This is a genomic window from Desulfofundulus australicus DSM 11792 (assembly GCF_900129285.1).
Taxonomy (GTDB): domain Bacteria; phylum Bacillota; class Desulfotomaculia; order Desulfotomaculales; family Desulfovirgulaceae; genus Desulfofundulus; species Desulfofundulus australicus.
Genome location: NZ_FQUW01000022.1, coordinates 20,850 through 47,243 on the forward strand (window position 1 = coordinate 20,850; position 26,394 = coordinate 47,243).

Consider the following 26,394-nt stretch of genomic DNA (forward strand, 5'->3'; position numbering starts at 1 on the left):
ATATTACAGGCCTTCTTCCAGGATGTCGATGGCCGAAGTATCGCCATCCCTGATAATTTCCGCGATTTTAAAGATCTCGGGGACAATATTCCGGATATAAAACCTTGCTGTTTGCACTTTACCCTGGTAGAAAGGATAATCGTAGTGGTTTTCGCCCAGCTCCTGCATTTTTTTCGTAGCCACGGCAGCCTGGTCCATGAGCAGTGAGCCGCCCCAGAGAATGGCGGTGGCATGCAGGACCCGCGTTGAATAAAGGGGCATTAACCTGATGTTCCTGGCAAACCTGCTGGTGAAAGTTTCCCTCATCTCCCTGTAGGTGCTGACGGCCTTATTCATGATTTCATATTCCCGCTCGAAGCCGGGAATGTTTTTGTTGCTTTCTACGGAATCCGCCACGTCCTTGAACCACTCGGCGAAAATCTTGCCCTCATCCAGCCGCCACTTTCTGCCCACCAGGTCGAGGGACTGGATGAAGTTGGTTCCTTCCCAGATGGAGAGGATCTTGGAATCCCGGGCGCACTGGGCCACGGGGTATTCTTCGGTGAAGCCGTATCCGCCATGAATCTGGATGGCTTCCGCAATGGTCTGCCAGGCCATGTCGGATGGGTAGGCCTTGATCAGGGGAGTGTTGACTTCGATTCTCCTCAGAGCAGTTTTCCTTTCTTCGGGGTCGTTGCTGTAGGTGGCCAGGTCGCGGTAGTAGGAGTTTTTCATGATCATGGCCCGGGAAGCCTCAATAATGGACTTCTGGAACAGGAGCATCCTTCTGATGTCCTCATGTTCGATGATGCGGACCCTGGGTCCCCTGGGATTGCTGATCGTCCTGCCCTGGATGCGCTCCCTGGCATATTGAAGGGCGTGGTTGTAAGCGGCCTGGGCGATGGCCATGGCGGTAAGGCCGGTGCTCTGCCGGGCGCCGTTCATCATAACGAACATCTGGGCCATACCCTCGCCCTTTCCATTTTCATCGGGCGGGTTGCCGAGCAAAATGCCGCGGCACTTACCTTCGTCGCCAAAGCTTAACATGGCGGTGGCTGAGCCCTTAATCCCCATTTTATGCTCGATGGCCAGGGTGGTTATGTCGTTGGGCTCGCCCAGGCTGCCGTCCTCATTAACCCATATTTTGGGCACGATGAACAGGGAAATACCCTTGGTACCCGGTGCAGCGCCTTCACACCTGGCCAGCAGCAGGTGAATGATATTTTCCGTCAGGTCGTGGTCGCCGGCAGTAATGAAGCACTTGGTGCCCTTGATTTTATAAACCCGGGGGTCTTCAGTGGGGTAAGCCCTGGTGGTAATTTCGCCCACGTCCGAGCCACAGCAGGGTTCGGTCAGGCACATGGTGCCGGACCACTGACCGCTGTACATCCTGGGCAGGAAGCGCTTCCTGTCCTCCTCCGTACCAAAGAGTTCGATCAGGTTGGTCGCGCCCTTGGCCAGGCCTATGTAGGGGTAGAAAGCAGGGTTGGCAGCGTTAAAGAATTCCTCCAGGGCGGTGAGCAGTACTGTTGGGAGCTTGCCTTCTTCCTCGGGGTCAAACTGGGAATTGCCGTAACCGTTTTCCTGCATGAACTGGTACAGTTTGTGGAAAGAGGGGGGTGTGATTACCTTTCCGTCCTCCAGCCTGGCGCCTATTCTATCACCGTCGATATTGGTGGGGGCGACGACTTCTCTGGCCACCTTGAGGCCTTCATCCAGGATCATGTCCACATCATCCATGGCATAGGTATCCTTGAATTTATCGAAGTTGAGGATTTTTTCGGTATCAAGCCATTCCTTGAGAATAAATTTATGGTCACGGTTGGAATAAATAAAATTGCCGGGCATAAGCTCGCTCTCCTTTACTCTGGTTATTATCCGGTCTATTAATCATAACAATATAAACAATGAAGATGGACCCCAAGATGGAGGCAGCGAGAAAATTACCTCCCCTTGAAATTGGGCGGCCTTTTCTCGAGGAAAGCTGTCGCTCCCTCCCGGGCGTCCTCGCTGGCGAATACCACGGCAGAACCGGCCTGTTCGATTTTTATGCCTTCTTCAAGGGAGGTGTTGAGACCCCGGGTGACCGCCATTAATATTTCCCTCATGGCAATGGGGGCGCCTTTGGCCAGCCTGGCGGCCAGCGCCCTGGCTTCAGGCAATACCTGCTCTGCGGGTACTACCTTGTTGACCAGGCCGTACTGCAGGGCTTCTTCAGCGGTTAAAGGGTCCCCGGTGAGCATGACTTCCAGAGCTTTGGTCTTGCCGATGAGTCTGGGCAGGCGCTGGGTGCCTCCCCAGCCCGGGATAATACCCAGTTTGACTTCCGGCAGCCCGACTTTGGCGGAAGCGGATAGGATTCTGAGGTGGCAGCTCATGGCCAGCTCGTTGCCGCCTCCGAAGGCGCTGCCCTGCATGGCGGCAATTACCGGTTTGGGGTAATTTTCAATTTTAAGGAAAACATCGTGCCCGCTGATCCTGGGCTTGTTACCCGCCCGGATGGAGGCAAACTCTTTAATGTCGGCGCCAGCGGAAAATAGCTTTTCGCCAGTACCGGTCAGGACGATAACCCTTACTTCGTCATCGTTAAGGCACTCGTCCAGCAGGCTGTTCAGTTCAGCCAGGACGGCCTGGCTCAGGGCATTGGCCGGCGGATTGTTAATGGCTGCTACGACGTAGCCGTCCTGCTTTTCCACCGTTAGCTTGGTGTATTCCATGCCACACCCTCCCGCAATACCGTATTTTTATTTTAAGTAGTACAATTATTGTAAATAGTGCTTAAATATTTATTATTATTTAACATGGCCAAGCAATAGTTATGCCAGGGGAGAGGGACCCGGGAATGGCCTGTAATCTGATTTATTACGTTGGTTTTCCGGGAAGCTATTTACTAATGAAACACCCCGGTTTTATTATGAAACGTATCTAATCCTGCTTCCGGTAGAGTGGATGTAAGGGGGGAGGACTTGAGACCGGTAGGATTTACAGGTGCGGGAGGAGAAAAGCCTTCCGGTAGAGAAATGAAACTTCATCCAGGAGGTGAAAAACATGGAGCTGATGGATGCCATTTACCGGCGGAGGAGCATCCGCAAATTTAAGCCCGATCCCGTTCCTGAAAGCTATATTACGGAACTGCTGGAGGCCGCCCGCCTGGCCCCTTCCGGAACCAATATCCAGCCCTGGCGCTTTGTGGTGGTGGAAAGCCCGGAAATGAGGCAGCGCCTGGCGGAGTGCACCTTCGGCTTGAACTTTATTGCCCGGGCTCCAGTGACCATCGTTTGCTGTGCCGATCTGGAGGCGGTAAAGACGAGGCCCAGGAGAATAGCGGAGCTGCGGGAAGCGGGTGCCTTTGCAGGAACCGATCTGGAGAAAATTAATTCCGAAAACTACCTCCAGCAACGGGAAATGGACCTTGCTGCGGCCAGGGCCTACGTAAGCCTGAACACGGCCATAGCCATTGAACACATGGTGCTGCGGGCCACCGACCTGGGGCTGGGCTCCTGCTGGGTGATGATGTTCAGTCATAAACAGGTGAAACAGTTGCTCGGGCTGGGCGATAACATTATCATTGTGGCCCTGTTGCCCGTGGGTTTCCCGGATCAGGATCCACCACCCCGGCCGCGGCTGGAGCTGGAGGAGATTGTTTTAAAGCGGGTCTAGATATTCCCTGCTGGCACCAATGGCCGGTGTAGTTCCACCGGCCATTGGTGCCACATAACATTAAGATGCCGCGGCTTTTTGACGGCATTTTTCCTGGTACATGCGGGTATCGGCCAGCCGGATCAGTTCTTCGTGGTCGGATATTTCCCGCCCCTGACCCAGGGTAGCAACCCCTATGCTCAGGCAGACGGGCAGCGGGAACCCCGGGGTGATGGCTTCTCCGGCAATCCTTTTTCGCAGCCGGTCCGCCACCTCCCGGGCTCCTTCTTCCCCTGTGCAGGGGAGGATTACGGCAAATTCGTCGCCTCCAATGCGAAAACAGAGGTCATATCTGCGGCAGGATTGCTGTATTAGTTTAGCAATACGTTTCAAGGCCCTGTCACCCGCTGGATGTCCCAGGTTATCGTTGATGATCTTAAAATTGGTAACGTCGATCATTAGCAGGGAACAGGGCTGATGGCAGCGCATGGAACGGCTGGACTCCTTTTCCAGGGCTTCCTGGAAAGCCAGGCGGTTGCCCAGGCCGGTGAGGAAATCGGTGCGGGCCATCTTCTCCAGCTTTTCCTTGGCTGCCAGCAGCTGTTCGTTAATCCGCACAAGTTCCCGGTTTTTTTCCTCCAGCAGCCTCATATAATCTTTCAGCTTGCGCCCCATATGTACCTGCTCGGTTACGTCCCGGGCAATTCCCCGCACGAAGGGATTCTTACCCTTAAACAGGACGGAATGGTATTCCCAGAAGATCTCCCTGCCCTCTTTGGTCAGGCCCCGCATCAGACCACGCGCCTCGCCTTTTTCCGTTATTTCCTTCAGGTACTGACCCAGCAGGTGTTTCACCTGCGGGTGGAGGAAAGAGCTGATTTCCCTGCCTGCCAGCTCATCCGGTAAGAAACCGGTATAGCGGGTCAGGGCGGGGTTAAGGGCCAGGAATCGCCCTTCCAGGTCGTGGAGGTAAATGATATCGTTGACATTTTCAAAAATATCCCGCAGGCGTGCTTCGGCCCGCCGCAGTTCTTCCAGCAGATTCCTTTCCCTGGTGATATCCAGAAGCTGTCCCAGGATAGCCGGGCGTTGGGCAAAGGTAATTAAAGAAAAATACCCCCGCAGGTGCAGCACTTCCCCGTAACGGTTTAACGCCCGGAACTCGTAGGATGGAGGAATATTATTTCCGGTCATTCTTTGGGTAGCACGTTCCATGAGGAGCGGTCTGTCTTCCGGGTGAACCAGGTCCCAAACGTTCATCTGCAGGAGTTCTGGCCCGGGAAACCCGGTCAAATCCACCAGTTGCCTGTTTACATATTTAAAGGAGTTATCCTGGAATATGTATATGGGCAGGGGGATGTGATCGAATAAGGGCAAGAATTCCCCCTTACTAAAGTCATGGGTAATCAACAAACATCACCACCCCGGCCGGCCGGCAAGAGCAAAGTGCGGGCCGTTCAGCTTTAAAGTGCGGTCTAACTGTTTACTGCAGGGCGGCTTTCTCTGGTCTTGGACAGGAAACCGTCCCGAAGGGGCGGTACTGGCCCTAAATTAAAGCAAGCTTTGCAGCTTTAAGGCCAGGTTAAAATCGCCGCTGATGGTAAGCTTACCGGTCATAAAGGCTGTGATGGCGTTGAGTTTGCCGGAGACAAGGTCGATAAAGTCACTGACCTGCATGGTTATGGTTACGTCGGGGTTTTCCGCCGTCCCCTGCTCAATGCTTCCCCGCCCGTCCTGAAATTTAAGGATATAATTGCCACCCCCATCCCCTTCCAGTATAAACTGGTAAGTTGCTGTTGTCGCTTCCATACCGGGAGGGGCGCTGATGTTTTCCTTTAATTTTTCTACCGTTTCCTCCAGGGTAAACAAAAAAATCACCTCTTTTTGGCTGAATTAATGCAGGCTTAAAATGGCGCTCCAACCAGAGGTTAGCAAATATAATCCCTCTGTGTCAAGAATATTTAAAACATTTTACGATCGTCAAAGGCTTGGGAAGGAATAAATTTCTAATAACCGTATTTTTAATTTATCCTGCCGTTAAAGAAGACGGGGCTATTATAGGAATAATTTTTGCAATACTTGCTTATTTGCGGTTTCTTTGGAGTATGCGAGGTTTGGCAGCGAGGTTTAAATTTATTTTGCAGGGGGTGTTGTGATGGAAAGGCCCAAATATGCTTTCGAAAATCCTGCTGTACGGTTGCTGTACAGTATCTCGGGTGCCTCCGCTATCCGCGGGCTACAAACAATAGTGGTTTGCCCGCGGGTTATGATTGGCATCCAGGCGTTTAACGCCCTTGGTAAAAATGTCAGGGCGCTTGCTTTCAGTGACCGGGCCATGATTATTACCGATAAAGTGGTCCGGGTTTCGGGGGAGCGGGTGAAAGAAAATCTGGTTCAGGCGGGGTTTGCGGTGGAAATCTGGGACGATGCCCTGCCCGAGGCTCCTCTGGAAAACATCCTGCGCGGTGCGGAGGTCATGAGGGCTCACCAGCCCTCGGTAATTGTGGCCGTTGGTGGTGGTTCGGTAATCGATACAGCCAAAATGGTGTGGTTGCTTTACGAAAAACCGGATGTAGATTTCCGGAACCTGTCCCCAACTGCGCCGCTGGGGCTGAGGAAGAAAGCCTTCCTTATCGGCATCCCGACCACTGCCGGTACCGGCTCGGAGGCGACCTCGGCAGCGGTAATTACCGATGGTAGCCACAAGATTCCCCTGACCCATCCCGAACTGGTACCCGATATTGCTGTCCTCGACCCCCGCTTTACCGTGTCCATGCCGCCGCAGCTGACAATGTGGACGGGTGTGGACGCGCTGGCCCACGCGGTGGGTGCTTACCTGACCTGCAACAGGGCCAGTGAATATACGGATAGTTTTGCCCTGCAGGCAATCAGGTTAATCTTTAAGTATTTACCGCGGGCTATTGAGGACGGCAGGGATCTGGAGGCGCGGCAGAAAATGCTGGTGGCAGCCAACCTGGCCGGCATGGCCTTCAGCAACGGTGCGGCGGGCATTGATCATGCCCTGGGTCATACCATCGGGAAAAAATTTGGCCTGCACCATGGGCTGAGCGTTGGTGTCTTCCTGCCTTATGTTTGCGCATTTTATGCCCGCCGTTTGGGGAGGGTGGACCAGCTGGCCCGGGAGCTCGGATATGAGAACGGCGATGAATTTATCAGGGCCCTCATCTCCTTCTATGAAAGCATTGGTTTTGCCCATTACTTCTTCGCCTACCCCCAGGTAAAAAGGGAGGCTTTTGAGGCTGCGTTTGATGAACTGGTTTCCTGGTCGCTGACGGACCCGTGTACGGCGGTGGCCCCCGTTCCCATTACCCCTGATGACTACGGGAAGATCATCCGGTCTGCCTTTACGGGACAGCTCAAAGGAGTGATGAGCTGAATGCTGGGATTCGTAGGAAAAATTGCTTGCGTAAATTTGACTGACGGCACGGTGGAAGTAAGGCCTACACCGGTAAAGGAAGCCGGGAAGTTTATCGGTGGCAGCGGCCTCGCCGCCAGGCTGCTCTACCATGACCTGAAGCCGGAGGTGGGGCCGCTGGAGGAAGGGTCCCCCGTAGCCATATTTGCCGGGCCGGTTACCGGCACCGCTGTTCCCAGTTCATCCCGTTTTGTGGTGTGCGGGAGGTCCCCCCTGACCGGGTTCTGGGGAGAGTCCACATCGGGAGGCAAATTTGGTGTTGTACTCAAAAGAGCCGGCTTCGACGGGTTGATCATCACCGGAAAGGCCCGGGAACTGGTATACCTGCTGGTTGAGAACGGGAAAGTGGAAATCAAGCCGGCCTTTAACCTCAAGGGGCGCGACACTTACGGGACGCAGGAGGAACTCAAAAAAGTTCACGGGACGGAAGCCAGTGTTGCCTGTATCGGTACTGCCGGCGAAAACCTGGTGCCCATTGCCTCTGTAATCAACGATAATGGTCGTGCCGCCGGGCGGATGGGTTTCGGCGCCGCTCTGGGGAGCAAAAACCTGAAAGCCATTGTCGCTGCCGGTAGGGGTGAAATCCCGGTGGCCAGCACACAGGCCCTGCAGGAGCTTGCCCGGGGACTCAACGCCCTGTATAAAAAGACCACTCTTTTAACCAACCAGTTTGGTACCCTGGGCTACCTGGACATCGGATATTACTTCGGTGATGTTCCCGTTAAGTACTTTACCAGGGGGATTTTCCCCATCGACCGGATGAACGCCCGCCGGTTCAGGGAGGAGTACGCCGTTCATGCCAGGGCCTGCTGGGGGTGTCCCATTGGTTGCGGGCGTGAGCTGAAATTTAAAGGCAGGGTTGTTGATGGTCCCGAATATGAAACCGCAGTATCCTTTGGCCCGCTGCTCGAGAACTTTGATCTGGATACCATCGTCGAGGCGAACCACCTGGCCAACTGCCATGGTTTTGATACTATCTCTGCAGGGGTTACCCTTGGATTCCTGATGTATCTTAAGGAGCAGAACATGCTGCCCGCCGGCTTGAAGGAGGAGGTACCGGCTTTTGGTGACCGGGAGGGTATCCTGGAGGCACTTAAACAAACCGCCGAAAACCGGGGTATCGGGCGGCTGATAGGCCAGGGGGTGACCAGGACGGCGAAGGAACTGGGCGTATCGCAGGGCTATGCCGCCGCTGTACGCGGGCTGGAGATCCCCATGCACGAGCCGCGGGCTTCTGTGGGCCAGGCCTTGAGCTACGCCACGGGTCCACGGGGTGCCTGCCACCAGCGGGGAGATTTCTTCCAGGTGGATCTAGGCCTGCTCAAGGACGGGGACCTGCACATCCGCGGGGGGGACAGGACTAACCTGCAGGGCAGGGTTGAAGCGGTGGTTAACCTCCAGTGCCTGCGGGAGCTGGATAACTGTCTGTTGAAATGTAACTTTGCCTTTACGCCGCTCAAGGTGGTTGTGGATGCCCTGAAGGCAGTTACCGGGTATCCCTGGACTCCGGAAAATACGCTGCAGGCGGCTAAAAATTCTCTGGCCGTCAAGAGAATGATTTCTTTCAACCTGGGCAGCAGCTCCGCTGACGACCGCCTGCCGGACCATTTCAGGAAGGCACTTGGTGAAGGAGGGGCTTACGGTATCGTACCCGACATTGAGAAATACCTGCCTGAATTTTACCGGCTTCAGGGCTGGAATGAGGATGGTACTGTGCCCCGGGAGCTGGTTTCGAGGCTGATTGCCGATGATAAAAATTAAAGTAACCTATGCCTCGGTGCTCATGCGCGAGCCGGAAGAAGTGGAATTGACCAGTGGAACCCTGGGAGAACTGAAGGAAATTGCGGCCCAAAAGCTGGGGAGCGTGGCAGTATGTTTTGCCTCCGGGGGGAACCTTCTCACTGACCCGGGGCTAAAACTGGCGGAGAACCAGGAGGTTTTTATTTTCCCCCTGGTGGCAGGAGGATAAAACCGGCTGGCGGCGGGGCCCACTGCCAGGTGTTTCGGGGGCCCCGCCCTGTTTATTTCGGGGACTCCCGCGTAGTATGGCTGAAGAGAAGAGTGCCGGTCAGGGTTTAAACCATAAACCGGAACCATTCCTCTAAAAATATTGACTTTTAGACGGGGTTATATAACCCTGTTAATTTTTTAAATACCCTTGTTAACATTGTTAACGTGGATTCCGGCCCGTATCGGGCTGTGGAGAGAATTAACTTTAATGTTCGTCGCCCGGAACCTGGAATGTAAATTGCAACAACTGAATGTTGCAACTGGAAGGCATGGAAATGTAGTTCAATGGTAGCGCCAGCAGTGCGGGAAAAGAAATTGGCCGGTAAAATTGGTTGAATATATGTAATATTCTTTATATTAAATATTTCATTTTTCCGGTGAAAGGGGGTGGCAGGGAAAATTTTTACTCCTCTATTTTGTTCCTCTTAAAGCAGGCGCAAAAAAGCTCTTGAAAGGAGTGAAATGGATTGGAAAACCAAAAAGCACCTCAAGTTCCCTTCAGTGCAAAAATAGTTCTGGGTATTCTTATTGTGGCCCTGGTACTGGTTTCGTTAATCATCTTTGAAACATATCATATTCCCAGCTGGCCTGCCTATGTAGCAATGATCCTCTTCTTTATCGTGCACGAAAACGTTGCCCTGGTGCCAAATATTATTGTTGGCGGCGCTTTTGGTATTTTCTGCTTTTTCCTCCTGGAAGTATTTCTCAAAGCAACGGCTCCCCTGATGGGCGGCATCCTGATTCCTGTCCTAATCTTTGTAGGTGTCTTTGTCTTTTTAATCGTCCTGTTAACTGATTATTTACCTTACCTGTTCAACAGCTTCGCCTTCCTGTACTTTACCATTTCAATTTTGGCTTCGGAGAGTGCCCACAATAACCCGATGGCGTGGGTTACCTGGCTGGCTACGGAAGTTATCGGCGGGCTGCTGTTGATTTTAGGCGTCATCGGCTCCTTTAAAGTACTGGGAAACATGTTGAGGTCCGCGGCCAGGTCTGATGCATCAAAATCCACATAATATTCTTTAATTTGAAACGATAGGTGCTATAAAAAAGATTGGGAACCGGTTCCCTCTATATCATCAAATAAAATAAAATTCTGCCCTGCCTTTTCCGGGGTTGGGCCCTTACCTTCCCTGCATCTTCCGATTCAAGGGGTGATTGAGATGATGGATTATCCCCTTTCCATAAGGAGCATTCTCTACCGGGTTAAAACCATATTCCCCAGGAAAGAGATTGTTTCCCGGGACTTTTCCGGTATTTTCCGGTACAATTACGGCCAGATGTACAGGAGAACCTGCCAGCTGGCCCATGCTTTAAGAAAATTAGGGATCCAGCAGGGAGATAAAGTTGCTTCCTTTGCCTGGAACAATCACCGTCACCTGGAGCTGTATTTTGCCGTACCCTGCTATGGAGCCATATTGAACACGGTCAATATTCGCCTGTTCCGGGATCATCTTATTCACTGTATTAACTTTGCGGAAAACAAGGTAATGTTCATCGATGAAGATCTGGTACCGGTTATTGAAGATATCCAGGGAGAGCTCAAAACTGTCAGGGCCTATGTAATTATGACCGATAAGACGGAACTGCCGCCGACCACCCTGTTCCCTGTGTACTCCTACGAAGAACTGATCAAAGATGAACCCGAGGAATACGATTTCCCCTACCTGGACGAATGGACGCCGGCCATCATGGCCTACACCACCGCTACCACCGGCTTCCCTAAAGGTGTTCTTTACACCCACAGGGGTATCTATATTCACAGCCTCTCTATTCTGGTGGGGGAACTGGGGGCCAACGAAAGGGATGTGTGCATGCCCATTGTGCCCATGTTCCACGTCAACGCCTGGTGCAGGCCGTATGCGGACGCGCTGGTAGGGGCCAAGCAGGTCCTCCCGGGGAGCAGGCCCACACCAAAGGATTTTTGCGAATTGATTCATAATGAAAGGGTAACCCACAGTTCCGGGGTGCCGACCATCTGGATGGGGATTTTAAACCATGTGCTGGAGAACCCGGGTAAATATGATTTTAGCTGTGTAAGGTGCTTTATTTCCGGTGGCGCTCCCCTGCCCGCCAAGCTCATAGAAGATTACGAAAAGAAACTGGGAGTTGCCCTCTACCAGGGTTACGGGCAGACGGAAACCACGCCTGTAACGCTAATCTGTTATCCCAAAAGTTACCTGGAAGATCTGCCCGAGCCGGATAAATATATCCTGCGGGCCAAAACAGGCCTGCTGCTTCCCGGTCTGGAAATGAGGGTGGTAAATGAAAAAGGTGAGGAAGTCAAGCACGATGGTAAAGAAATGGGAGAGCTGCTTTTAAAGGGGCCCTGGGTAATCAAGGAATACTATAAGGATCCGGAAAAGACCAGGGAGTCATTTATTGATGGCTGGTTCAGAACAGGCGATATTGTTACCATCGACGAAGAGGGTTATGTTCAGGTGGTGGACCGGACCAAAGATCTGATCAAGAGCGGTGGCGAGTGGATATCCTCGGTTGACCTGGAAAACCATCTAATGGGGCACCCCGCCGTGGCTGAAGCGGCCGTAATAGCCATACCCCATGAAAAGTGGCAGGAAAGGCCGCTGGCCTGCGTGGTTTTGAAGCCGGAAGCACGGGGCAGGGTAACCAGGGAAGAGCTAAAAGATTTCCTGCGGGATAAGGTTGCTCGCTGGTGGCTGCCCGATGAAATAGTTTTTGTTGAGGAAATTCCCAAGACCAGCGTGGGCAAATTTTCCAAGCGGGTGTTGCGGCAGCTCTACCAGGAGGGCAAGCTTACGGATGCCTATTAACCGGTATAATATTAGAATATTTAACCGGTTTAAAATTTAAATAATATTTGTTAAATATTGTTTCGTTAACCCGGTGCGTTTAAATGCAAGGGATATAAACCCGGGATCTGCCGGCCGGCAGAACCCGGGTATGTGGTATTATGTAAATTTATCTGCCTGCAACTATCACGCAACTTTTTATTTTTAACCATAAATGATGGTAATGATTTTGCTTGCCGGTAAAAGGATGAAAATTAAACTCCGGGGGTGTATACCTTGTGTCAGTCCTGCGTGCAGCATGGTGATGGTGGTAAGTGGTACCTCAATACCAATAATTACGCCATGAAAATGTACAAGCTGCGTAAAAAGGAGGTTCAGCGTAAAGGAGCTGAGGCCAACCCGCAGACCATGGCCGAGGACCTGATAAAAGAAGCCATTGAGGCCAGGGCCCTGCGTCCGGATAATTTCCCCATGCTTAAAAGAAGGGCAGAACAGCTGAGCCTGGCCGTACACTTCGGGCAGGTGGTAACGCTGCAGGAAGTGCAGGCCATTATGGATATTGCCTATCCCATTGCCAGAATGACCTGTGCCTGCCGCCGTCAGGTGCGGGGCATGAAGGATCGCGATAACTTTTATTGTATGGGCCTGGGCGTGGGGATGTTCAAGTGGGAGCGCTGGCCGGAAACATACCGGGGCGGGGTTGAGTTTTTGACCCCGCAGGAGGCCAAGGAGTGGCTCGCCGAGATCAATAAAAAGGGTATGGTGCACACTTTCTGGACTTTTGGTACGCCATACATCGGCGGCATTTGTAACTGTGAATATCCGGTTTGCCTGGGCATCAGGAACCGGCTGGATTTTGATATCCATGTTTTGCGCAAGGGTGAATATTATGCCGTGGTTAACCAGGAATTGTGTTCCGGATGTGGTCGCTGCCTGGAACGCTGCCAGTTTGGAGCGGTGAAATTCGAGGTATCCCGTTCCAAAGCCATCATTGATGCCCAGAAGTGCTTCGGCTGTGGTCTCTGCCAGACTACGTGCAAGAATAACGCCATCACCCTGGTTGACCGTAACGTTTCACCGCTTACGGCCAGCCTCTGGTAGGGAGGAAAGCAAGCATGATCATTCCCGTCATCAATATTGACCGGAAGAAATGTACCTCACCGCTGGATTGTGCCGTCTGCCTGCGCCAATGTCCCCAGGCGGTTTTTAAGGCGAAGCCTGCTAAAGTATATAAATTCCGGGAGACCCCGGAAAACGAGTATATTATTACAGCACCATACTGGCCGGCCTGTACCGGTTGCCGGGAATGCGTACAACGCTGTCCGACGGGAGCCATAACCATTGAATACCGGGAAATACCGGAGGGCAAGGAGGAAGGTAATAATGGCTAGGGTTTATCCCGAGTATGACTATGACCTGGCAGATGAAATTATCCTGGGATTGCGTAATTATGCCGCCCGTCTCCGGGAAGGCCTGGTTGAGCCATTGAATGACCAGGGAGATAAGGAGAGAGCCGGGCTTCAGGCAATTCAGGCATTAAAAAATTATGCCCGGGATTTAATGCGGAAGTCTATAGAACTGGGCAACAAATATAAAGATCGCACGGCAGAGGTCATGGAAGCGGTAGCGGCTAAAACGGGCATTTATTTCCCCTGCCTGCCCCAGCGTTACCTGGAAATCTTTATGCTGGCAATACGGCCGGAGGACAAGTGGAAGATCAACGAAGCCAACCCGGCCAGGTTTGTTTTTACAGTCAGTGATTGCGCTTTTCACCGTTCCTTAAAAGAGGAAGCAGGGGGTGAACTGTCCTGCGGGGAAATCTGCCTCAGCATGTTGCACACCCTGTACCAGGAGCTGGGCATGAATGTGGAAGTCAGCTTAAAGCAGGATTCATGCGGTGGCGGAGGATGCAGTTTTGTAGCCGTATATAAGGGTATGAACTAGTGCAGGTGGCTCCTGCTATAAAAGCAGGGCACTTTAAAGGGTTTGCCAGCAATCTATGCGGGCCTGTTCAAGGCCCCTTTTTTAAATTGGAAGAAACGTTTCATAATTTAGCTGCTGTGGTTCCAGATTGAAACATTTTTGATGGCGGGTCCTGTATAACGGGTCTTTTCCGATCATCTTGAATGTATATTTGGCCTGTAAATTTGACCGGTTGGACCGGTATTTTTAATATTTTTTAAAAATTATAATAATCTGGTAACAGATTTGCTAGGCAACCTTTCTAAATACTTTAAATAACAGCTCCGACAGCCTGGGCCTGGTGAATTTGAGTTAAGGATAATTTCTGAATTGACAGGGAAGAAGTTCTATGAGCGGGCAGAAAATTAGCGTGATTTCTCCCTACCCGGAGTTTACCAGCATCGCCTGTCAGCTGGCCAGGGAAATGAACCTGGATATTATTGTCTGTGAAGATTTGATGAACCTGGATAAGCTGGTTCAGGAATGGGAAAAGGAAAATAAGGTGGAAGTTATTGTTGCCAGGAGGGAGACTGCCAGCACTTTAAGAAAGCAGGTTACCATTCCCGTGGTGGCCGTGGGAATTACCAGTTTTGACATAGCGGAGGCAGTGCACAGGGCAAAGGCTGCGGGTTCGAAAATCATCCTGCTGGATTATGAGTGTGCGCTGCAAAAATTTGATTACACCAGGATTGCGGAAGTGGTGGAAGTAGACCTGAAGGTTTTTTTATACCGGAGTAAGGAGCAGCTGGACGGTGTTCTCCAGCAGATTACCGGCCGGGCAGCGGATGCGGTTATCTGTACCGGCATTTATGCTCTGAGAAAAGCGAAAGAAAAGGGGTTAAATTGTTTTCTAGTTCATAACAGCCGCGAAAGTATCTATAATGCCATGAAAAAGGCTTATGAAATAGCCCGGGTGCCCTTAAAAACCCTGCGTCCCTGTGATTCCCTGCAGGCTATTTATAATAATGCCTTTGATGGTATACTCGCGGTGGAAAAGGGCAGGATTGCCATTTTAAATCCGGTGGCGGAAAAAATAACCGGGCTTAAAGCTGCAGATGTCCTCGGCCGGCCCATTTCGGAAGTCTGCCGTATCAATGCCGTTTGCCGGGCGTTGTATGGCGATGGGAGGGACGTCAACGAGCATGTCCTGCACATAGGTGATCTGCCCCTGGTGGTGAACCGGGCCACCGTGTTGCTGGGCCGGAACGAGTACGGGGTTATTGTTACCTTTCAGGCGGCGGATAAAATACGCCGCATGGAAGCCAAATTGAGACAGGAACTGAATAACAAAGGGCTGATAGCCAAATTTAGATTTAATGATATAATTGGCCGCAGCATTATGATTCAGGAAACCATCCGGGAGGCGAGGCAGTATGCCCGCTCGGATGCTGCCGTTTTAATTACGGGGGAAAGCGGCACCGGCAAAGAGTTGTTTGCCCAGAGCATGCACAATGAGAGTAACCGGCGGGATGGTCCCTTTGTGGCGGTAAACTGCGCCGCCCTGCCGGAAAACTTGCTGGAAAGCGAGCTATTTGGTTATGAAGACGGGGCCTTCACGGGGGCACGTAAAGGAGGGAAACGGGGTTTATTCAACCTGGCCCATGGCGGGACAATTTTTCTGGATGAGATAGGAGAATTAAGCCTTAATTTACAGGCCAAACTCCTGCGTGTCCTGCAGGAAAAAGTGATCATGCCGGTGGGCGGGCAAACCGTTATTCCCGTGGATGTGAGGGTAATCAGCGCTACCAATCAGGATCTGGTGGCCGCGATAAATGAGGGGCGCTTTCGAGCGGACCTTTACTTCAGGCTCAATGTCTTGAACCTGCACATTCCACCCCTCCGGGAAAGGCTGGAAGATGTGCCGGAGCTGTTCAGGTATTTCCTTGAGCGCCTGGCCGGCCCGGATAGTATGAAATCCTTTAATATTACCGGTGATATGCTGGAGGCCTTGAAAGATTACCTGTGGCCGGGTAACGTCAGGGAACTGGAAGGGTTTGTGGAAAGATATGTGGCCCTTGGTGAAGAGAATATAGATACACACGCCACATTTTACAGGTTGTTATATAAGTTGACCAGTGCCGGGAACATTGCCTTTATGAAAGATAACAGCAATCAGCTGACCATAGAGCTGGGCAGTTTACCTTATATGGAGAAACAGATCATTTCCCAGGCCATAAAGTTGATCCGGGGGAACAGGAGTGAAATGGCGAAAATATTGGGAATCAGCCGCACCACTTTGTGGAAAAAACTAAAGGAGCTGAATATTGAGCTGCCCAAATAATGAACAAATGTTGAAATCGTGCCTGCCCGGCCACTCTACCCCTTGTCTTGACAGGGAAAGTCAGTTAAAATAATGGAGTAAACTTGATAGTGTCGATTGGGGGAAGCTGACGTGGCGGAAAAGGGAACCTGGACCGTGAAAAAAGGTCTGGCGGAAATGCTCAAGGGCGGCGTAATTATGGACGTGACCACGCCGGAACAGGCCAGGATTGCCGAGGAAGCCGGCGCCTGTGCCGTGATGGCCCTGGAGAGGGTACCTGCCGATATCCGGGCGGCCGGTGGAGTGGCCCGCATGGCTGATCCAGAGGTTATACTGCGGATTATGGATGCCGTAACCATTCCGGTCATGGCCAAGGTGCGTATCGGCCACTTTGTGGAGGCTCAAATTTTAGAAGAACTGGGCGTGGATTATATAGACGAGAGTGAAGTGCTCACCCCGGCGGATGAGCACCACCATATTGACAAACATAAGTTTAAGGTGCCCTTTGTCTGTGGTGCCCGCAACCTGGGGGAAGCGCTGCGGCGTATAGCCGAGGGCGCTGCCATGATCCGGACCAAGGGAGAGCCGGGTACGGGAAATGTGGTGGAAGCCGTACGTCATATGCGCATGATGATGGCTGAAATCCGGCGGGTACAAAACATGCCCCGGGAGGAACTGATGGCCCTGGCCAAAGAGATGGGGGCTCCCTATGAGCTGCTGCTGCAGGTGGCCGAGCAGGGCCGCCTGCCGGTGGTGAATTTTGCTGCCGGCGGCATTGCCACCCCGGCCGATGCGGCGCTGATGATGCAGCTGGGTGCCGATGGCATTTTTGTGGGTTCGGGAATATTCAAATCCAAGAACCCGGCGGCCCGGGCGCGGGCCATTGTAGCTGCCACCACCCATTATAACGATCCGAAGGTGCTGGCCGAGGTATCCAGGAACCTGGGCGAAGCCATGCCCGGCCTGGAAATTGCTACCATTGCACCCGAACAGAGGATGCAGGAACGCGGCTGGTAATTAAGCAACAGGGAAGGAAGTATAAGAGACATGTTAATTGGAGTGCTGGCCCTGCAGGGGGCTTTCCGGGAGCATCAGGAAATGCTGGCCTCTTTAGGGGTGGAGTCCCGCCAGGTACGCAAGCCGGAGCAGCTGGAGGGAATAGATGGCCTGATCATCCCGGGTGGTGAGAGCACCACCATGGGTAAATTACTGCAGGATTACCACCTGTTTGAACCAATCCGGCAGATGGCACTGCAGGGGATGCCGGTATTTGGCACCTGTGCCGGGCTTATTTTGCTGGCCCGTGAAATTACCGGTTCCAGCCAGCCCCGGCTGGGCCTGATGGATATAACGGTGGCAAGAAATGCTTTTGGGCGGCAGGTGGAGAGTTTTGAGGTGGACCTGAGCGTACCCGTTCTGGGGGAGGAACCGCTGCGGGCGGTTTTTATACGCGCTCCCTATATTGTCAGTACAGGTCCGGAAGTGGAAGTGCTGGCCAGGTACGGGGATAAAATTGTGCTGGCCCGGCAGGGCCGCTTTATAGGCTGTGCCTTTCACCCCGAACTTACTGACGATACCCGCCTGCACCGCCTGTTCCTTGAGCAATGTGGTTTAAAAAAGGCCGATTAAAGTGTTGCCAAAAGTCCCGGCTTGTAGTATTATGTAATTCAGGTTCAAAATATAGCAAACCCAATGCAGGGGTAGAGTAGCCAGAAGGGCCTTTTCAGAGAGCCGGTGGTTGCTGTGAACCGGTAAGGTGTCTGGTGAAAGAGCTCCCCGAAGGGGACCTGCTGAAAACAGAAGTAGGCAGGTACGGGTCAGTTCCGTTATCACGTTTGAGGGGGCAGGTAAGTGGGTTAATCTTGCCTGTCAAGTAGGGTGGCACCGCGGGAGTATCCTCTCGTCCCTGTTGGTCTCGGCCAGCATGGGATGGGAGGTTTAATTTTTTATGGCACTAAATTAATAACTGGGGGAGAGGATTCATGCAGGAAAAACAATATTTAATGATTCCGGGTCCAACACCAGTACCTCCGCAGGTAACGGCGGCCATGTCCCGTCCCATGATCGGCCACCGCAGTGAGGACTTTGCCGCGCTGCATCGCCGCATCCAGGAAAAAATCCGCCAGGTATTTCAAACTTCCCAGGAAGTTTTTATCCTGACCAATTCCGGTACCGGCGGCCTGGAAACAGCCGTGGCCAACGTAATTTCCCCGGGGGACCGGGTGCTGGCTTTAATTACCGGTAATTTTGGCGAAAGGTTTGCCAATATCGCCAGGGCTTACGGGGCTGAAGTGGATGAGGTAAACTTCGGCTGGGGAAATCCCGTGGACCTGGCGGTGGTCAAGGAGAAGCTGGCTCAAAACCCCGGCTATAAGGCCGTCCTGGCAACCCAGAACGAAACTTCTACCGGAGTGCTCAATGATATTGCCGGTATCGGTGCCCTGGTGGCCGGGACCCCGGCCCTGTTGCTGGTGGATGGAGTCAGCGGCGTGGGCGGCATTGAAATTAAGATGGACGAGTGGCACGTGGACATTCTGATTACCGCCTCCCAGAAAGCCATGATGCTGCCGCCCGGCCTGGCCATGATCGGGGTGAGCCCAAAGGCGTGGGCGGTAATTGAGGAGAACCGCTCGCCACGCTTTTACTTCAGTCTCCCGGCGGCTAAAAAGGCTCTGGCCAAGTGGAATACGGCGTACACGCCCAATGTGGCCCTCTTCTTCGGCCTGGACGCGGCCCTGGATATGATGCTGGACGAAGGTCTGGAAAATGTATACCGCCGTCATATACTGCTGGCCAGGGCAACCCGGGCGGCAATTAAGGCCCTGGGTCTTTCCCTGCTGGCTGCCGACCATTGCGCCTCGCCCACGGTAACTGCTGTCTACAGCCCGGAGGGAATTGCTGCCGATGATTTGCGCAAGGTCTTAAAACAGGAGTTTGGCATCACCTTTGCCGGTGGGCAGGGGATACTGAAAGGAAAGATATTCCGCATTGCCCATATGGGTTATGCCGGCAAAATGGATGTGCTCGTGGCCATTAGCGGGCTGGAAATGGCCCTGGCCCGCCTGGGCTACCCGGTGGAACTGGGCAGGGGAGTACGTGCGGCGCAGGAAGTCTTCTTGAGGGGGGAGCTGTAATGTACAAGGTACTGGTAATGGACGGCGTGGCGGAGGAAGGCCTGGCCCCGCTGCGCCGGGAAGAAGATATAGAAGTGGTAATTGGCCGGAAAATGAGCGAGGACGAACTGGTGGAAGTAATTCCCGAGTATGATGCCCTAATCGTACGCAGTGCTACTAAAGTTACCCGCCGGGTTATCGAGGCCGCTACAAACCTCCAGGTTATTGGCCGTGCGGGTGTGGGTGTGGATAATATTGATCTGGAGGCTGCTACCACCAGAGGCATCCTGGTGGTCAACGCTCCCGACGGCAATACCATTGCCGCCACGGAGCATACCATTGCCATGATGCTGGCCCTGGCCCGCAATATTCCCCAGGCTGTTTCCAGGTTGAAAGAAGGGGTCTGGGACAAGAAGGCCTTTCTGGGTGTGGAACTGCGGGGTAAAACTCTGGGCATTATCGGCCTGGGCAGGATTGGTTCGGCGGTGGCCAGGAGGGCACAGGCCATGGAAATGACCGTTATAGCTTACGACCCGTACATTACCGAAGAAAAGGCATCTTCTCTGGCTGTGGAGCTGGTATCCCTGGAAGAGCTGTTCCGCCGCTCCGACTTCATAACCGTGCACCTGCCGAAGACCAAGGAATCTTACCACATGATTGACGAACGAGCTTTTGCCATGATGAAGGACGGAGTGCGCATTATTAACTGTGCCCGCGGTGGTATTATTGATGAAAATGCCCTCTATCAGGCCATGAAGTCCGGTAAAGTAGCCGGGGCGGCCCTGGACGTTTTTGAGACAGAACCCTGCACGGACAGCCCGCTGTTTGCCCTGCCCAACTTCATCGCTACTCCTCACCTGGGCGCGTCTACCAGGGAGGCACAGCTGAACGTGGCCCTGGATGTGGCTGAGGAAATTGTGGCGGTGCTGCGGGGGAAACTGGTGAAGAATACGGTCAATATTCCTTCCATTAACCCGCAGGTACTCTCGGCCGTTCGTCCCTACCTGGGACTGGCGGAAAAGCTGGGCAAGCTGCTGGCCCAGCTGGTCAGCGGGCGCATCCGTAAGATCGAGGTCATATACAGCGGGGAACTGGCCAGGCAGGAAGTCAGCCCCATCACCACTGCCGTGGTGAAAGGTCTCCTGGATCCCATCCTGCAACAAACCGTAAACTATGTAAATGCCCCCGTGCTGGCCAAAAACCGGGGAATTCAGGTTTTTCAGGCTGTCGACGGGGAGGCGGAGGGTTATGCCAGCCTGATTACGGTCAAGGTTTATTCGGATAAAGGTGAAAAGAGCGTGGCCGGTACGCTCTTTGGCAAGGAAGACCCGCGCATTGTGATGGTGGACGGCTACCGGATTGACGTCATTCCCAGCGGTTATATTCTTTATGTCCCGCACATTGATAAGCCCCGGATCATTGGCCCCGTGGGACTGCTTATCGGTGAACATAATATTAACATTGCGGCCATGCAGGTGGGGCGCAAACAGATTGGTGGCCGGGCGGTGATGATGCTTTCCGTGGACGCACCGGTGCCGGAAGAGACCCTGGCCGAGATTGCCAGGATCGATGGGGTAATGAATGTCAAGATGGTTCACCTGTAGTTCCACTATTATGAGGCCCGGCTGGCAGGGGGTGCCGGTAGCGTGAAGGAAACCTTTATTATTCTGGTCAGGCACGGGGCAACGGAATGGAACCGCATTTCCCGGTACCAGGGCCGGCTGGATACCCCTTTGAGCCGGGAAGGCCTGGAACAATCCCGGGCCCTGGCAGAGGCCATGGCGTCGTTACCCCTTAAAGCTGTTTACACCAGTCCCCTTTCCCGGGCCCGGGCCTGCGCCGAAATGGTAGCTGCCCGGCATGGCCTGGAGGTGATTTCATTACCCGGCCTTATAGAAATTTGCCACGGGGAATGGGAAGGGATGCTGCTTTCCGAAGTGGAGGTGCGCTACGCCGGTTTAATCAGGCAGTGGCGCACCTGTCCGTATGCGGTACGGATGCCAGCAGGAGAATCCCTGGCCGAAGTGGAAGAGCGCTCCTGGGCGGCACTGGAGTTTATGGCCGGGGAACATCCGGGGGAAATCACCCTGGCCGTAACCCATGACACACCCATCCGTACGATCCTGCGGCGCATCCTCAACCTGGACCAGGCTTTCTTCTGGCAGATTAAACTGGATAATACGGGTATTAATGTCCTTGGTTACCGCCGGGGTCGCTGGCGGGTGATCGCCATTAACGATACCTGCCATCTGGGAGGATGGCTGAAGGCCGGCGAGCAACTGGCTTTGTAAACCGCCGCCAGACCGGAAGGCAAAACTTTAAAGCCCGGCCGGCGAAATACCTGGGGCTGCCCCTGCCGGAGTTATTAAGGCAAAATTAGGGAAATACTATTTTACAGAGATATTTTGGGGGTAAGAGCCGATGCTCGATTTAAAATTTGTGCGGAACAATCCAGAGATTGTCAGTGAAGCCCTGGAGAAGCGCGGTTCCGATTTGAACCTGGAGCCTTTCCTGGAGCTGGAGCGCAGGCGCCGGGAAAAGCTGGTTGTGGTGGAGCAGCTAAAGAACAGGCGCAATGTAGTTTCCGAGGAAATAGGACGGCGCAAAAAAGCGGGCCAGGACGCGGAGGAAATGGTGCAGGAAATGCGCCAGGTTTCCGCGCGCATCAAAGAGCTGGACGAAGAAATCCGGGATCTGGAAGAGCAGATTCAGGTTACCCTCCTGAGCATTCCCAACATCCCCCACGAGAGCGTGCCGGTAGGCAGGGATGCTGCCGATAACGTGGAAGTGCGCCGCTGGGGTGAGCCACGCCAGTTTGATTTTACCCCCAGAGCCCACTGGGAACTGGGTGAGGTGCTGGATATTATTGATTTCGAACGGGGGTCTAAAGTGGCCGGAGCCCGCTTTTCCTTTTATAAAGGTGCCGGTGCCCGGCTGGAGCGGGCGGTTATCAACTTCATGCTGGACCTGCATACCCGGGAGCATGGCTATACGGAAATTTTCCCGCCCTTTATCGTAAATGGAGACAGCATGATCGGCACGGGCCAGCTGCCCAAGTTTGCCGAGGACATGTTTAAGCTGGAGGGGAAAAACTTTTACCTGATCCCCACTGCCGAAGTGCCGGTAACCAACCTTTACCGGGAGGAAATTTTACCCGGCGACCGCCTGCCCATTTACCACTGCGCCTACAGCGCCTGCTTCCGGGCTGAAGCCGGGGCGGCCGGTCGTGATACCCGGGGATTGATCCGGCAGCACCAGTTTAATAAAGTGGAACTGGTAAAGTTCACCCGGCCGGAAGATTCCTACGAGGAGCTGGAGAAACTTACGCGGGACGCCGAGCGGGTATTGCAGCTTCTCGGGCTACCGTACCGGGTGGTCTGCCTGTGCACCGGCGATCTGGGGTTCGCCGCAGCCAAAACCTACGATCTGGAGGTATGGCTGCCCAGCTACCAGGAATATAAGGAAATATCTTCCTGTAGCAACTTTGAAGATTTTCAGGCCCGGCGGGCCAATATCCGGTTCAGGGACGGGCGGGGCAAACCCCGGTTCGTACATACGCTGAATGGTTCCGGCCTGGCGGTAGGCCGGACGGTGGCCGCTATCCTGGAAAATTATCAACAGGCCGACGGCAGTGTGGTCATTCCGGAGGTCCTGGTTCCCTATATGGGCGGGATGACCAGAATTACGCCTCCCTGATAGCCGGGGCAGGCCCGTAAAGCCCCGGAGGCCTGTACTCATTAAAGAGACCTCATATGCCGCGGCCGGTTCCGGCCGTGAGGTCTCTTTTATGTTGCCTGATCCTTGAGAATTACCTGTGGAATATTGAATCTTGGACAGGGGGTCGTTTATTTGATTCGGTTGACAGTTGGGAACTCCTGTGTTATACTTTTAGTTGCATCGGGCATGGTCTGGAGGGGTGTCCGAGTGGTTTAAGGAGGCGGTCTTGAAAACCGTTGGGCTGTTTACCAGCCCCGTGGGTTCGAATCCCACTCCCTCCGCCAGTTGAGTGTATTTGCGTGGAGAGCTGGCCGAGTAGGTCGAAGGCGCTCGCCTGCTAAGCGAGTAGACGGTTATAAAACTGTCTCGAGGGTTCGAATCCCTCGCTCTCCGCCAGGTAAGGGACGGTGTGCTTAATGGCACACCGTCTTCTGGTTGGATTGCCTCCAAACCTTCTGCCCGATCTGAAACCCGGCAATTCACGGTCTTGACTTTTAAAGACTCCTCTGGTACAATTACATCTGCCGGGTATACTGCCGTGTGCCTGTAGCTCAATTGGATAGAGCATCTGACTACGGATCAGAAGGTTGGGGGTTCGAGTCCCTCCAGGCACGCCATTAAAAAATAAGCTGAGTAAGTTGTTCCTGCTTGCTGTATGCCAGGCAGATGCCGGGGTTTTCCCGGCACTATTAATTCTTATCTTTTAGCTGTGCGCCCGTAGCTCAGGAGGATAGAGCAGCGGTTTCCTAAACCGCGTGTCGGGGGTTCGAGTCCCTCCGGGCGCACCAGAAAAGGCCAGGAGCCTCAAGGGTTTGAGGGCATTTCGATAAATAGCGAATTATGCAGAAAGACCATTTTGGGAGCAATTTGGGAGCAAACTGGGTGCAAGTTCACTCTCCAGGCCAACCAATACAAGCGAAAGGGACAGGTGTCATGCCTGCCCCTTTATCTTTTGGAATACCTGTTCCAGCCTGACCGCCGCTTCCCTGTCGGCACTCTTTAGCAGGTGCCCGTAAATATCCATGGTGGTGCCGACGTTGGAGTGCCCCAGCCTGGCACTGATGACCTTCACGGGCAGCCCCTGGTTTATCATCAGGGTGGCGTTGACGTGTCTCAATCCGTGGAAGTTGAGCGGCGGCAGGTTGTGCTTCTTAATGAACTTTGAAAACCACTGGCTGGGCCATTCTGGATGCCCCGGCCTGCCGTCCCAGGTGGTGAAAAGCCTGTCCGACCCCTGCCACAAGTCACCCAGCTTAATGCGGTGTTCCAGCCAGTGTTTCTTGTACCGTTTGAGCATGTCCACCAGGAAGGCGGGCAGAGTCAATGTCCTGACCGACATCTCATTCTTCGGCCCCTTCGTAAACTGCCCCTGGCCGGGAATATACTGGGCGGCCTGCCGGACTTCCAGCGTGCCAGTTTCAAGGTTGATATGTTTCCACTCGATGCCCATAATCTCCCCACGGCGAAGCCCGGTAAACACGGCCAGGTAGACCAGTACCCGGTGTTTCAAATCTTCCTTTTCCAGAGCGGCCAGCATTGCGGCGATTTGCTCTTCATCATAGCAGGCGGCCTGCTTTTTCTTCACCCTGGGCGGCTTCACCCGGCTGGCCGGGTTGGAAGGGATAACCTGCCACTCCACTGCGTCCTGCAGGATGGCCGAAATCAGCCGGTGGTGGTGCAGGATGGTCCTTTCCGACAATCCACCGGGTTTGCCGTCCTCCCGGATGCCATCTTCCTGCAGGTTTTTATAAAACTCCATCAGGTGCAGGGGTTTAATCTGTTCTATTTTCAGGTGCCCCATTGCCGGCAGGATGCGTGTTTCAAGCATTTGCCTGTAGCGGTGGACCGTCTTTGGTGCCAGGTTGGGTTCGGCGTAATCCCGGAGCCAGCGTTTAACGAACTGCCCGAAGGTTAGCTTCGACGGTTCCACATACTGGCCCCGCAATACTTCGGCGGCAAACAAGTCCAGCAGCTTTTCAGCCTCCCGCTTGGACGGCGCTTCAACGTTTTTTCTGAACACCTTCCGCTTACCATCCGGTCCCGTTCCTCCCGGAACGTTCAGCCTCCATTTATTTTCCCCCCGCTTTTCAACCCAGCCGGCCATTAGCTTGAACCTCCTTCCGGTTTCATGATAAATTTAGCCAAAGCAGTTATAAGTGTTTCTTGTATCTCCCGTACCAGTCCAGGGGTAAGCCGCACTTTTCGCAAATACTGCGGTAATCTTCAACCAGTTTATCCGAAACCCCGTACTTCTTTATCTCTTCCCTTATCCTGTTTAACTCCCTTGCTGCTGCCTTCCGTTCCTCAGGAGGCAGTTTTTTTACTTCCCGGCTGGCATGTACCCGAAGAACGTTTTGAAAGTTTCTCTTGCGGGTTTTCTCCACCAAGCAGAAAGGACATGCCTTGCCGTGGAAAAACCGGAAGCAGTCACGGCAGAATTTAAATGGCTTCCACCCGTGCATTACCGCAAGGACCACTTCTTTTGCCGCCGCTTCCAAAACCGTTTCGACCGCACAGAACCACCCCATTTTCCCGTTAAGCGCAAGGCAGGGAAGAATTCCCACCGAAAAACCCTGCCCGGCCCATAGACGTAGCAGCTCCGGCTTTCCCGTGAACCAATCGAGAAAATTCATAACTTCTGCTGCCTGCTGCTGGAGTTTTTCCGGCAGGGAGAGGTAATCCTCAATCAGTTTTTCCACCTTTTTTGCACTCAGCCCCCCGCTTACATACAGCGCTAACTCAAAAAGAGGCTCAATCTTCCGGGCAATTTCCTCTTCTTCCGCCAGGCCGGTCACTTCCCGTAACCTAGCGTAATCCTCCGCCGCGTATGCGTTACCCAGTTCTATAACGAAAGGCTGAACGGCAACCCAGGCTTCTTTTTCATTGTTCCAGACGTATTCTTTTCCGTCCCGGACGCGGAAAAACAAGTTCAACACTTGTAATACACCCCCTTTCGTAATGCCCATTACATAGCTTTTTTTAATAATGTGCTCAAGCCTTATGTTATCTGCATTATAAGCTGTCTGTAATGTGCTGTCAAGGGTATGCAAACGTTTTTCTTTCGTGTAGAATACAGGCGGGAGGTGCAGAGAATGAACGAATTCGTAACCCCGAAGCAGGCGGCGGAAATCCTGGGAATTTCACTTCGCAAAGTCTGGGTATTGATTCGTGAGGGAAAATTACCCGTCCTTGACTTTGGCCCCCGGTCCCGGCGGATACCGGTGGCGGCCCTGGTGGAGATGGCCAAACGAGGGACGGGAATGGCGCGGGAAAAAGTTACAAAATAAAACCCGACTTGGACCGGGTGCGAGGTGTTTTTAATGCGCGAAACTATGACAGCTAAAGAAGCAGCGGAAATTCTCGGGGTGTCGGAATGGACGGTTTATGACCTGGCCCGGCGGCAGATGGTTCCTCATGTCAAGATAGGCAGAAGGGTGCTATTCCGGCGGACCAGCATTTTAGCCTGGCTGGAGGCCCAGGAGCAGGCCAGCGTGCGGCGGGAGCCAG

Annotated in this window: 24 protein-coding genes, 4 tRNA genes and 1 other annotated feature; of the genes, 22 read left to right on the forward strand and 6 right to left on the reverse strand. The window is 53.4% G+C overall.

Going from position 1 to position 26,394, the window contains the following annotated elements; all coding sequences use genetic code 11:
* Positions 1-3 precede the first annotated feature (3 nt).
* Both BUB44_RS09455 and BUB44_RS09460 read right to left on the reverse strand, forming a co-directional pair.
* Entirely contained in the window at positions 4-1,827 is a 1,824-nt protein-coding gene (locus tag BUB44_RS09455) for an acyl-CoA dehydrogenase family protein (RefSeq protein ID WP_073165578.1), read from the reverse strand.
* Between the two features lie 95 nt (positions 1,828-1,922).
* A complete protein-coding gene (locus BUB44_RS09460; RefSeq protein ID WP_073165581.1) occupies positions 1,923-2,696 on the reverse strand; it encodes an enoyl-CoA hydratase-related protein in 774 nt (257 codons plus the stop codon).
* Between the two features lie 331 nt (positions 2,697-3,027).
* On the opposite strand from BUB44_RS09460, the gene BUB44_RS09465 reads away from it, so the two are divergent.
* The gene (locus BUB44_RS09465) at positions 3,028-3,639 is read left to right on the forward strand and encodes a nitroreductase family protein (RefSeq protein ID WP_073165584.1); all 612 of its coding nucleotides are present in this window, start codon (positions 3,028-3,030) and stop codon (positions 3,637-3,639) included.
* A gap of 60 nt (positions 3,640-3,699) precedes the next feature.
* Here the strand turns inward: BUB44_RS09465 and BUB44_RS09470 are convergent, their stop codons facing one another.
* A complete protein-coding gene (locus tag BUB44_RS09470) occupies positions 3,700-4,995 on the reverse strand; it encodes a sensor domain-containing diguanylate cyclase (protein ID WP_165611033.1) in 1,296 nt (431 codons plus the stop codon).
* A gap of 174 nt (positions 4,996-5,169) precedes the next feature.
* Entirely contained in the window at positions 5,170-5,487 is a 318-nt protein-coding gene (locus BUB44_RS09475; RefSeq protein WP_083543185.1) for an SCP2 sterol-binding domain-containing protein, read from the reverse strand.
* Positions 5,488-5,773: 286 nt separating this feature from the next.
* Here BUB44_RS09475 and BUB44_RS09480 point away from each other — a divergent pair, with 286 nt between their 5' ends.
* The 19 genes from BUB44_RS09480 to BUB44_RS09570 all read left to right on the forward strand — a co-directional run bounded on the left by BUB44_RS09480 (position 5,774) and on the right by BUB44_RS09570 (position 23,675).
* On the forward strand, positions 5,774-7,015 hold the full coding sequence (locus tag BUB44_RS09480; RefSeq protein WP_073165590.1) for an iron-containing alcohol dehydrogenase: 1,242 nt from the start codon (positions 5,774-5,776) through the stop codon (positions 7,013-7,015).
* The gene (locus BUB44_RS09485) at positions 7,016-8,815 is read left to right on the forward strand and encodes an aldehyde ferredoxin oxidoreductase family protein (RefSeq protein WP_073165593.1); all 1,800 of its coding nucleotides are present in this window, start codon (positions 7,016-7,018) and stop codon (positions 8,813-8,815) included.
* Complete coding sequence (locus tag BUB44_RS09490; protein WP_073165596.1) at positions 8,802-9,023, forward strand: ubiquitin family protein; 222 nt, start codon at positions 8,802-8,804, stop codon at positions 9,021-9,023. Before BUB44_RS09485 ends, BUB44_RS09490 begins: the two co-directional genes overlap by 14 nt.
* Before the next feature lie 508 nt (positions 9,024-9,531).
* Positions 9,532-10,080, forward strand: coding sequence for a hypothetical protein (locus BUB44_RS09495; protein WP_073165598.1), 549 nt, complete (start codon positions 9,532-9,534; stop codon positions 10,078-10,080).
* 147 nt (positions 10,081-10,227) lie between these two features.
* Positions 10,228-11,856: a long-chain fatty acid--CoA ligase gene (locus BUB44_RS09500; RefSeq protein WP_073165601.1), complete on the forward strand. Its 1,629-nt coding sequence runs from the start codon at positions 10,228-10,230 to the stop codon at positions 11,854-11,856.
* A 246-nt stretch (positions 11,857-12,102) separates the two neighbouring features.
* On the forward strand, positions 12,103-12,936 hold the full coding sequence (locus BUB44_RS09505) for an ATP-binding protein (protein WP_423219787.1): 834 nt from the start codon (positions 12,103-12,105) through the stop codon (positions 12,934-12,936).
* Positions 12,937-12,950: 14 nt separating this feature from the next.
* The gene (locus BUB44_RS09510; RefSeq protein ID WP_073165606.1) at positions 12,951-13,226 is read left to right on the forward strand and encodes an ATP-binding protein; all 276 of its coding nucleotides are present in this window, start codon (positions 12,951-12,953) and stop codon (positions 13,224-13,226) included.
* Positions 13,219-13,779 carry a hypothetical protein gene (locus BUB44_RS09515; RefSeq protein ID WP_073165609.1) on the forward strand — a complete coding sequence of 187 codons (561 nt, stop codon included), beginning with the start codon at positions 13,219-13,221 and terminating at the stop codon, positions 13,777-13,779. Before BUB44_RS09510 ends, BUB44_RS09515 begins: the two co-directional genes overlap by 8 nt.
* Before the next feature lie 367 nt (positions 13,780-14,146).
* Positions 14,147-16,078 carry a sigma 54-interacting transcriptional regulator gene (locus BUB44_RS09520; RefSeq protein ID WP_073165612.1) on the forward strand — a complete coding sequence of 644 codons (1,932 nt, stop codon included), beginning with the start codon at positions 14,147-14,149 and terminating at the stop codon, positions 16,076-16,078.
* Positions 16,079-16,189: 111 nt separating this feature from the next.
* Positions 16,190-17,074 carry a pyridoxal 5'-phosphate synthase lyase subunit PdxS gene (gene pdxS, locus BUB44_RS09525; protein WP_027357443.1) on the forward strand — a complete coding sequence of 295 codons (885 nt, stop codon included), beginning with the start codon at positions 16,190-16,192 and terminating at the stop codon, positions 17,072-17,074.
* A 30-nt stretch (positions 17,075-17,104) separates the two neighbouring features.
* Positions 17,105-17,686, forward strand: a complete 582-nt coding sequence (pdxT, locus tag BUB44_RS09530) for a pyridoxal 5'-phosphate synthase glutaminase subunit PdxT (protein ID WP_073165615.1) — start codon at positions 17,105-17,107, stop codon at positions 17,684-17,686.
* 54 nt (positions 17,687-17,740) lie between these two features.
* Positions 17,741-17,968: a binding site (T-box leader), on the forward strand.
* 71 nt (positions 17,969-18,039) lie between these two features.
* On the forward strand, positions 18,040-19,191 hold the full coding sequence (locus tag BUB44_RS09535) for a pyridoxal-phosphate-dependent aminotransferase family protein (protein ID WP_027357445.1): 1,152 nt from the start codon (positions 18,040-18,042) through the stop codon (positions 19,189-19,191).
* Positions 19,191-20,774: a phosphoglycerate dehydrogenase gene (gene serA / locus BUB44_RS09540; RefSeq protein ID WP_073165618.1), complete on the forward strand. Its 1,584-nt coding sequence runs from the start codon at positions 19,191-19,193 to the stop codon at positions 20,772-20,774. The genes BUB44_RS09535 and serA overlap by 1 nt, the downstream gene beginning before the upstream one ends.
* Positions 20,775-20,816: 42 nt before the next feature.
* Entirely contained in the window at positions 20,817-21,461 is a 645-nt protein-coding gene (locus BUB44_RS09545; RefSeq protein ID WP_207545643.1) for a histidine phosphatase family protein, read from the forward strand.
* 130 nt (positions 21,462-21,591) lie between these two features.
* Complete coding sequence (gene serS, locus BUB44_RS09550) at positions 21,592-22,866, forward strand: serine--tRNA ligase (RefSeq protein WP_073165621.1); 1,275 nt, start codon at positions 21,592-21,594, stop codon at positions 22,864-22,866.
* Positions 22,867-23,080: 214 nt separating this feature from the next.
* Positions 23,081-23,171, forward strand: a tRNA-Ser gene (locus tag BUB44_RS09555).
* Positions 23,172-23,188: 17 nt separating this feature from the next.
* Positions 23,189-23,283: transfer RNA gene (locus BUB44_RS09560), tRNA-Ser, on the forward strand.
* Positions 23,284-23,427: 144 nt separating this feature from the next.
* Positions 23,428-23,504: transfer RNA gene (locus BUB44_RS09565), tRNA-Arg, on the forward strand.
* Positions 23,505-23,598: 94 nt separating this feature from the next.
* Positions 23,599-23,675, forward strand: a tRNA-Arg gene (locus tag BUB44_RS09570).
* Positions 23,676-23,818: 143 nt separating this feature from the next.
* On the opposite strand, the gene BUB44_RS09575 is transcribed toward BUB44_RS09570, so the two are convergent.
* Both BUB44_RS09575 and BUB44_RS09580 read right to left on the reverse strand, forming a co-directional pair.
* Complete coding sequence (locus BUB44_RS09575; protein ID WP_073165624.1) at positions 23,819-24,991, reverse strand: tyrosine-type recombinase/integrase; 1,173 nt, start codon at positions 24,989-24,991, stop codon at positions 23,819-23,821.
* Between the two features lie 46 nt (positions 24,992-25,037).
* A complete protein-coding gene (locus BUB44_RS09580) occupies positions 25,038-25,823 on the reverse strand; it encodes a hypothetical protein (protein WP_073165627.1) in 786 nt (261 codons plus the stop codon).
* 156 nt (positions 25,824-25,979) lie between these two features.
* On the opposite strand from BUB44_RS09580, the gene BUB44_RS09585 reads away from it, so the two are divergent.
* Complete coding sequence (locus BUB44_RS09585) at positions 25,980-26,174, forward strand: helix-turn-helix domain-containing protein (RefSeq protein ID WP_073165630.1); 195 nt, start codon at positions 25,980-25,982, stop codon at positions 26,172-26,174.
* 33 nt (positions 26,175-26,207) lie between these two features.
* On the forward strand, positions 26,208-26,394 hold a 187-nt coding region (locus tag BUB44_RS09590; protein WP_073165632.1), incomplete at its 3' end, for a helix-turn-helix domain-containing protein.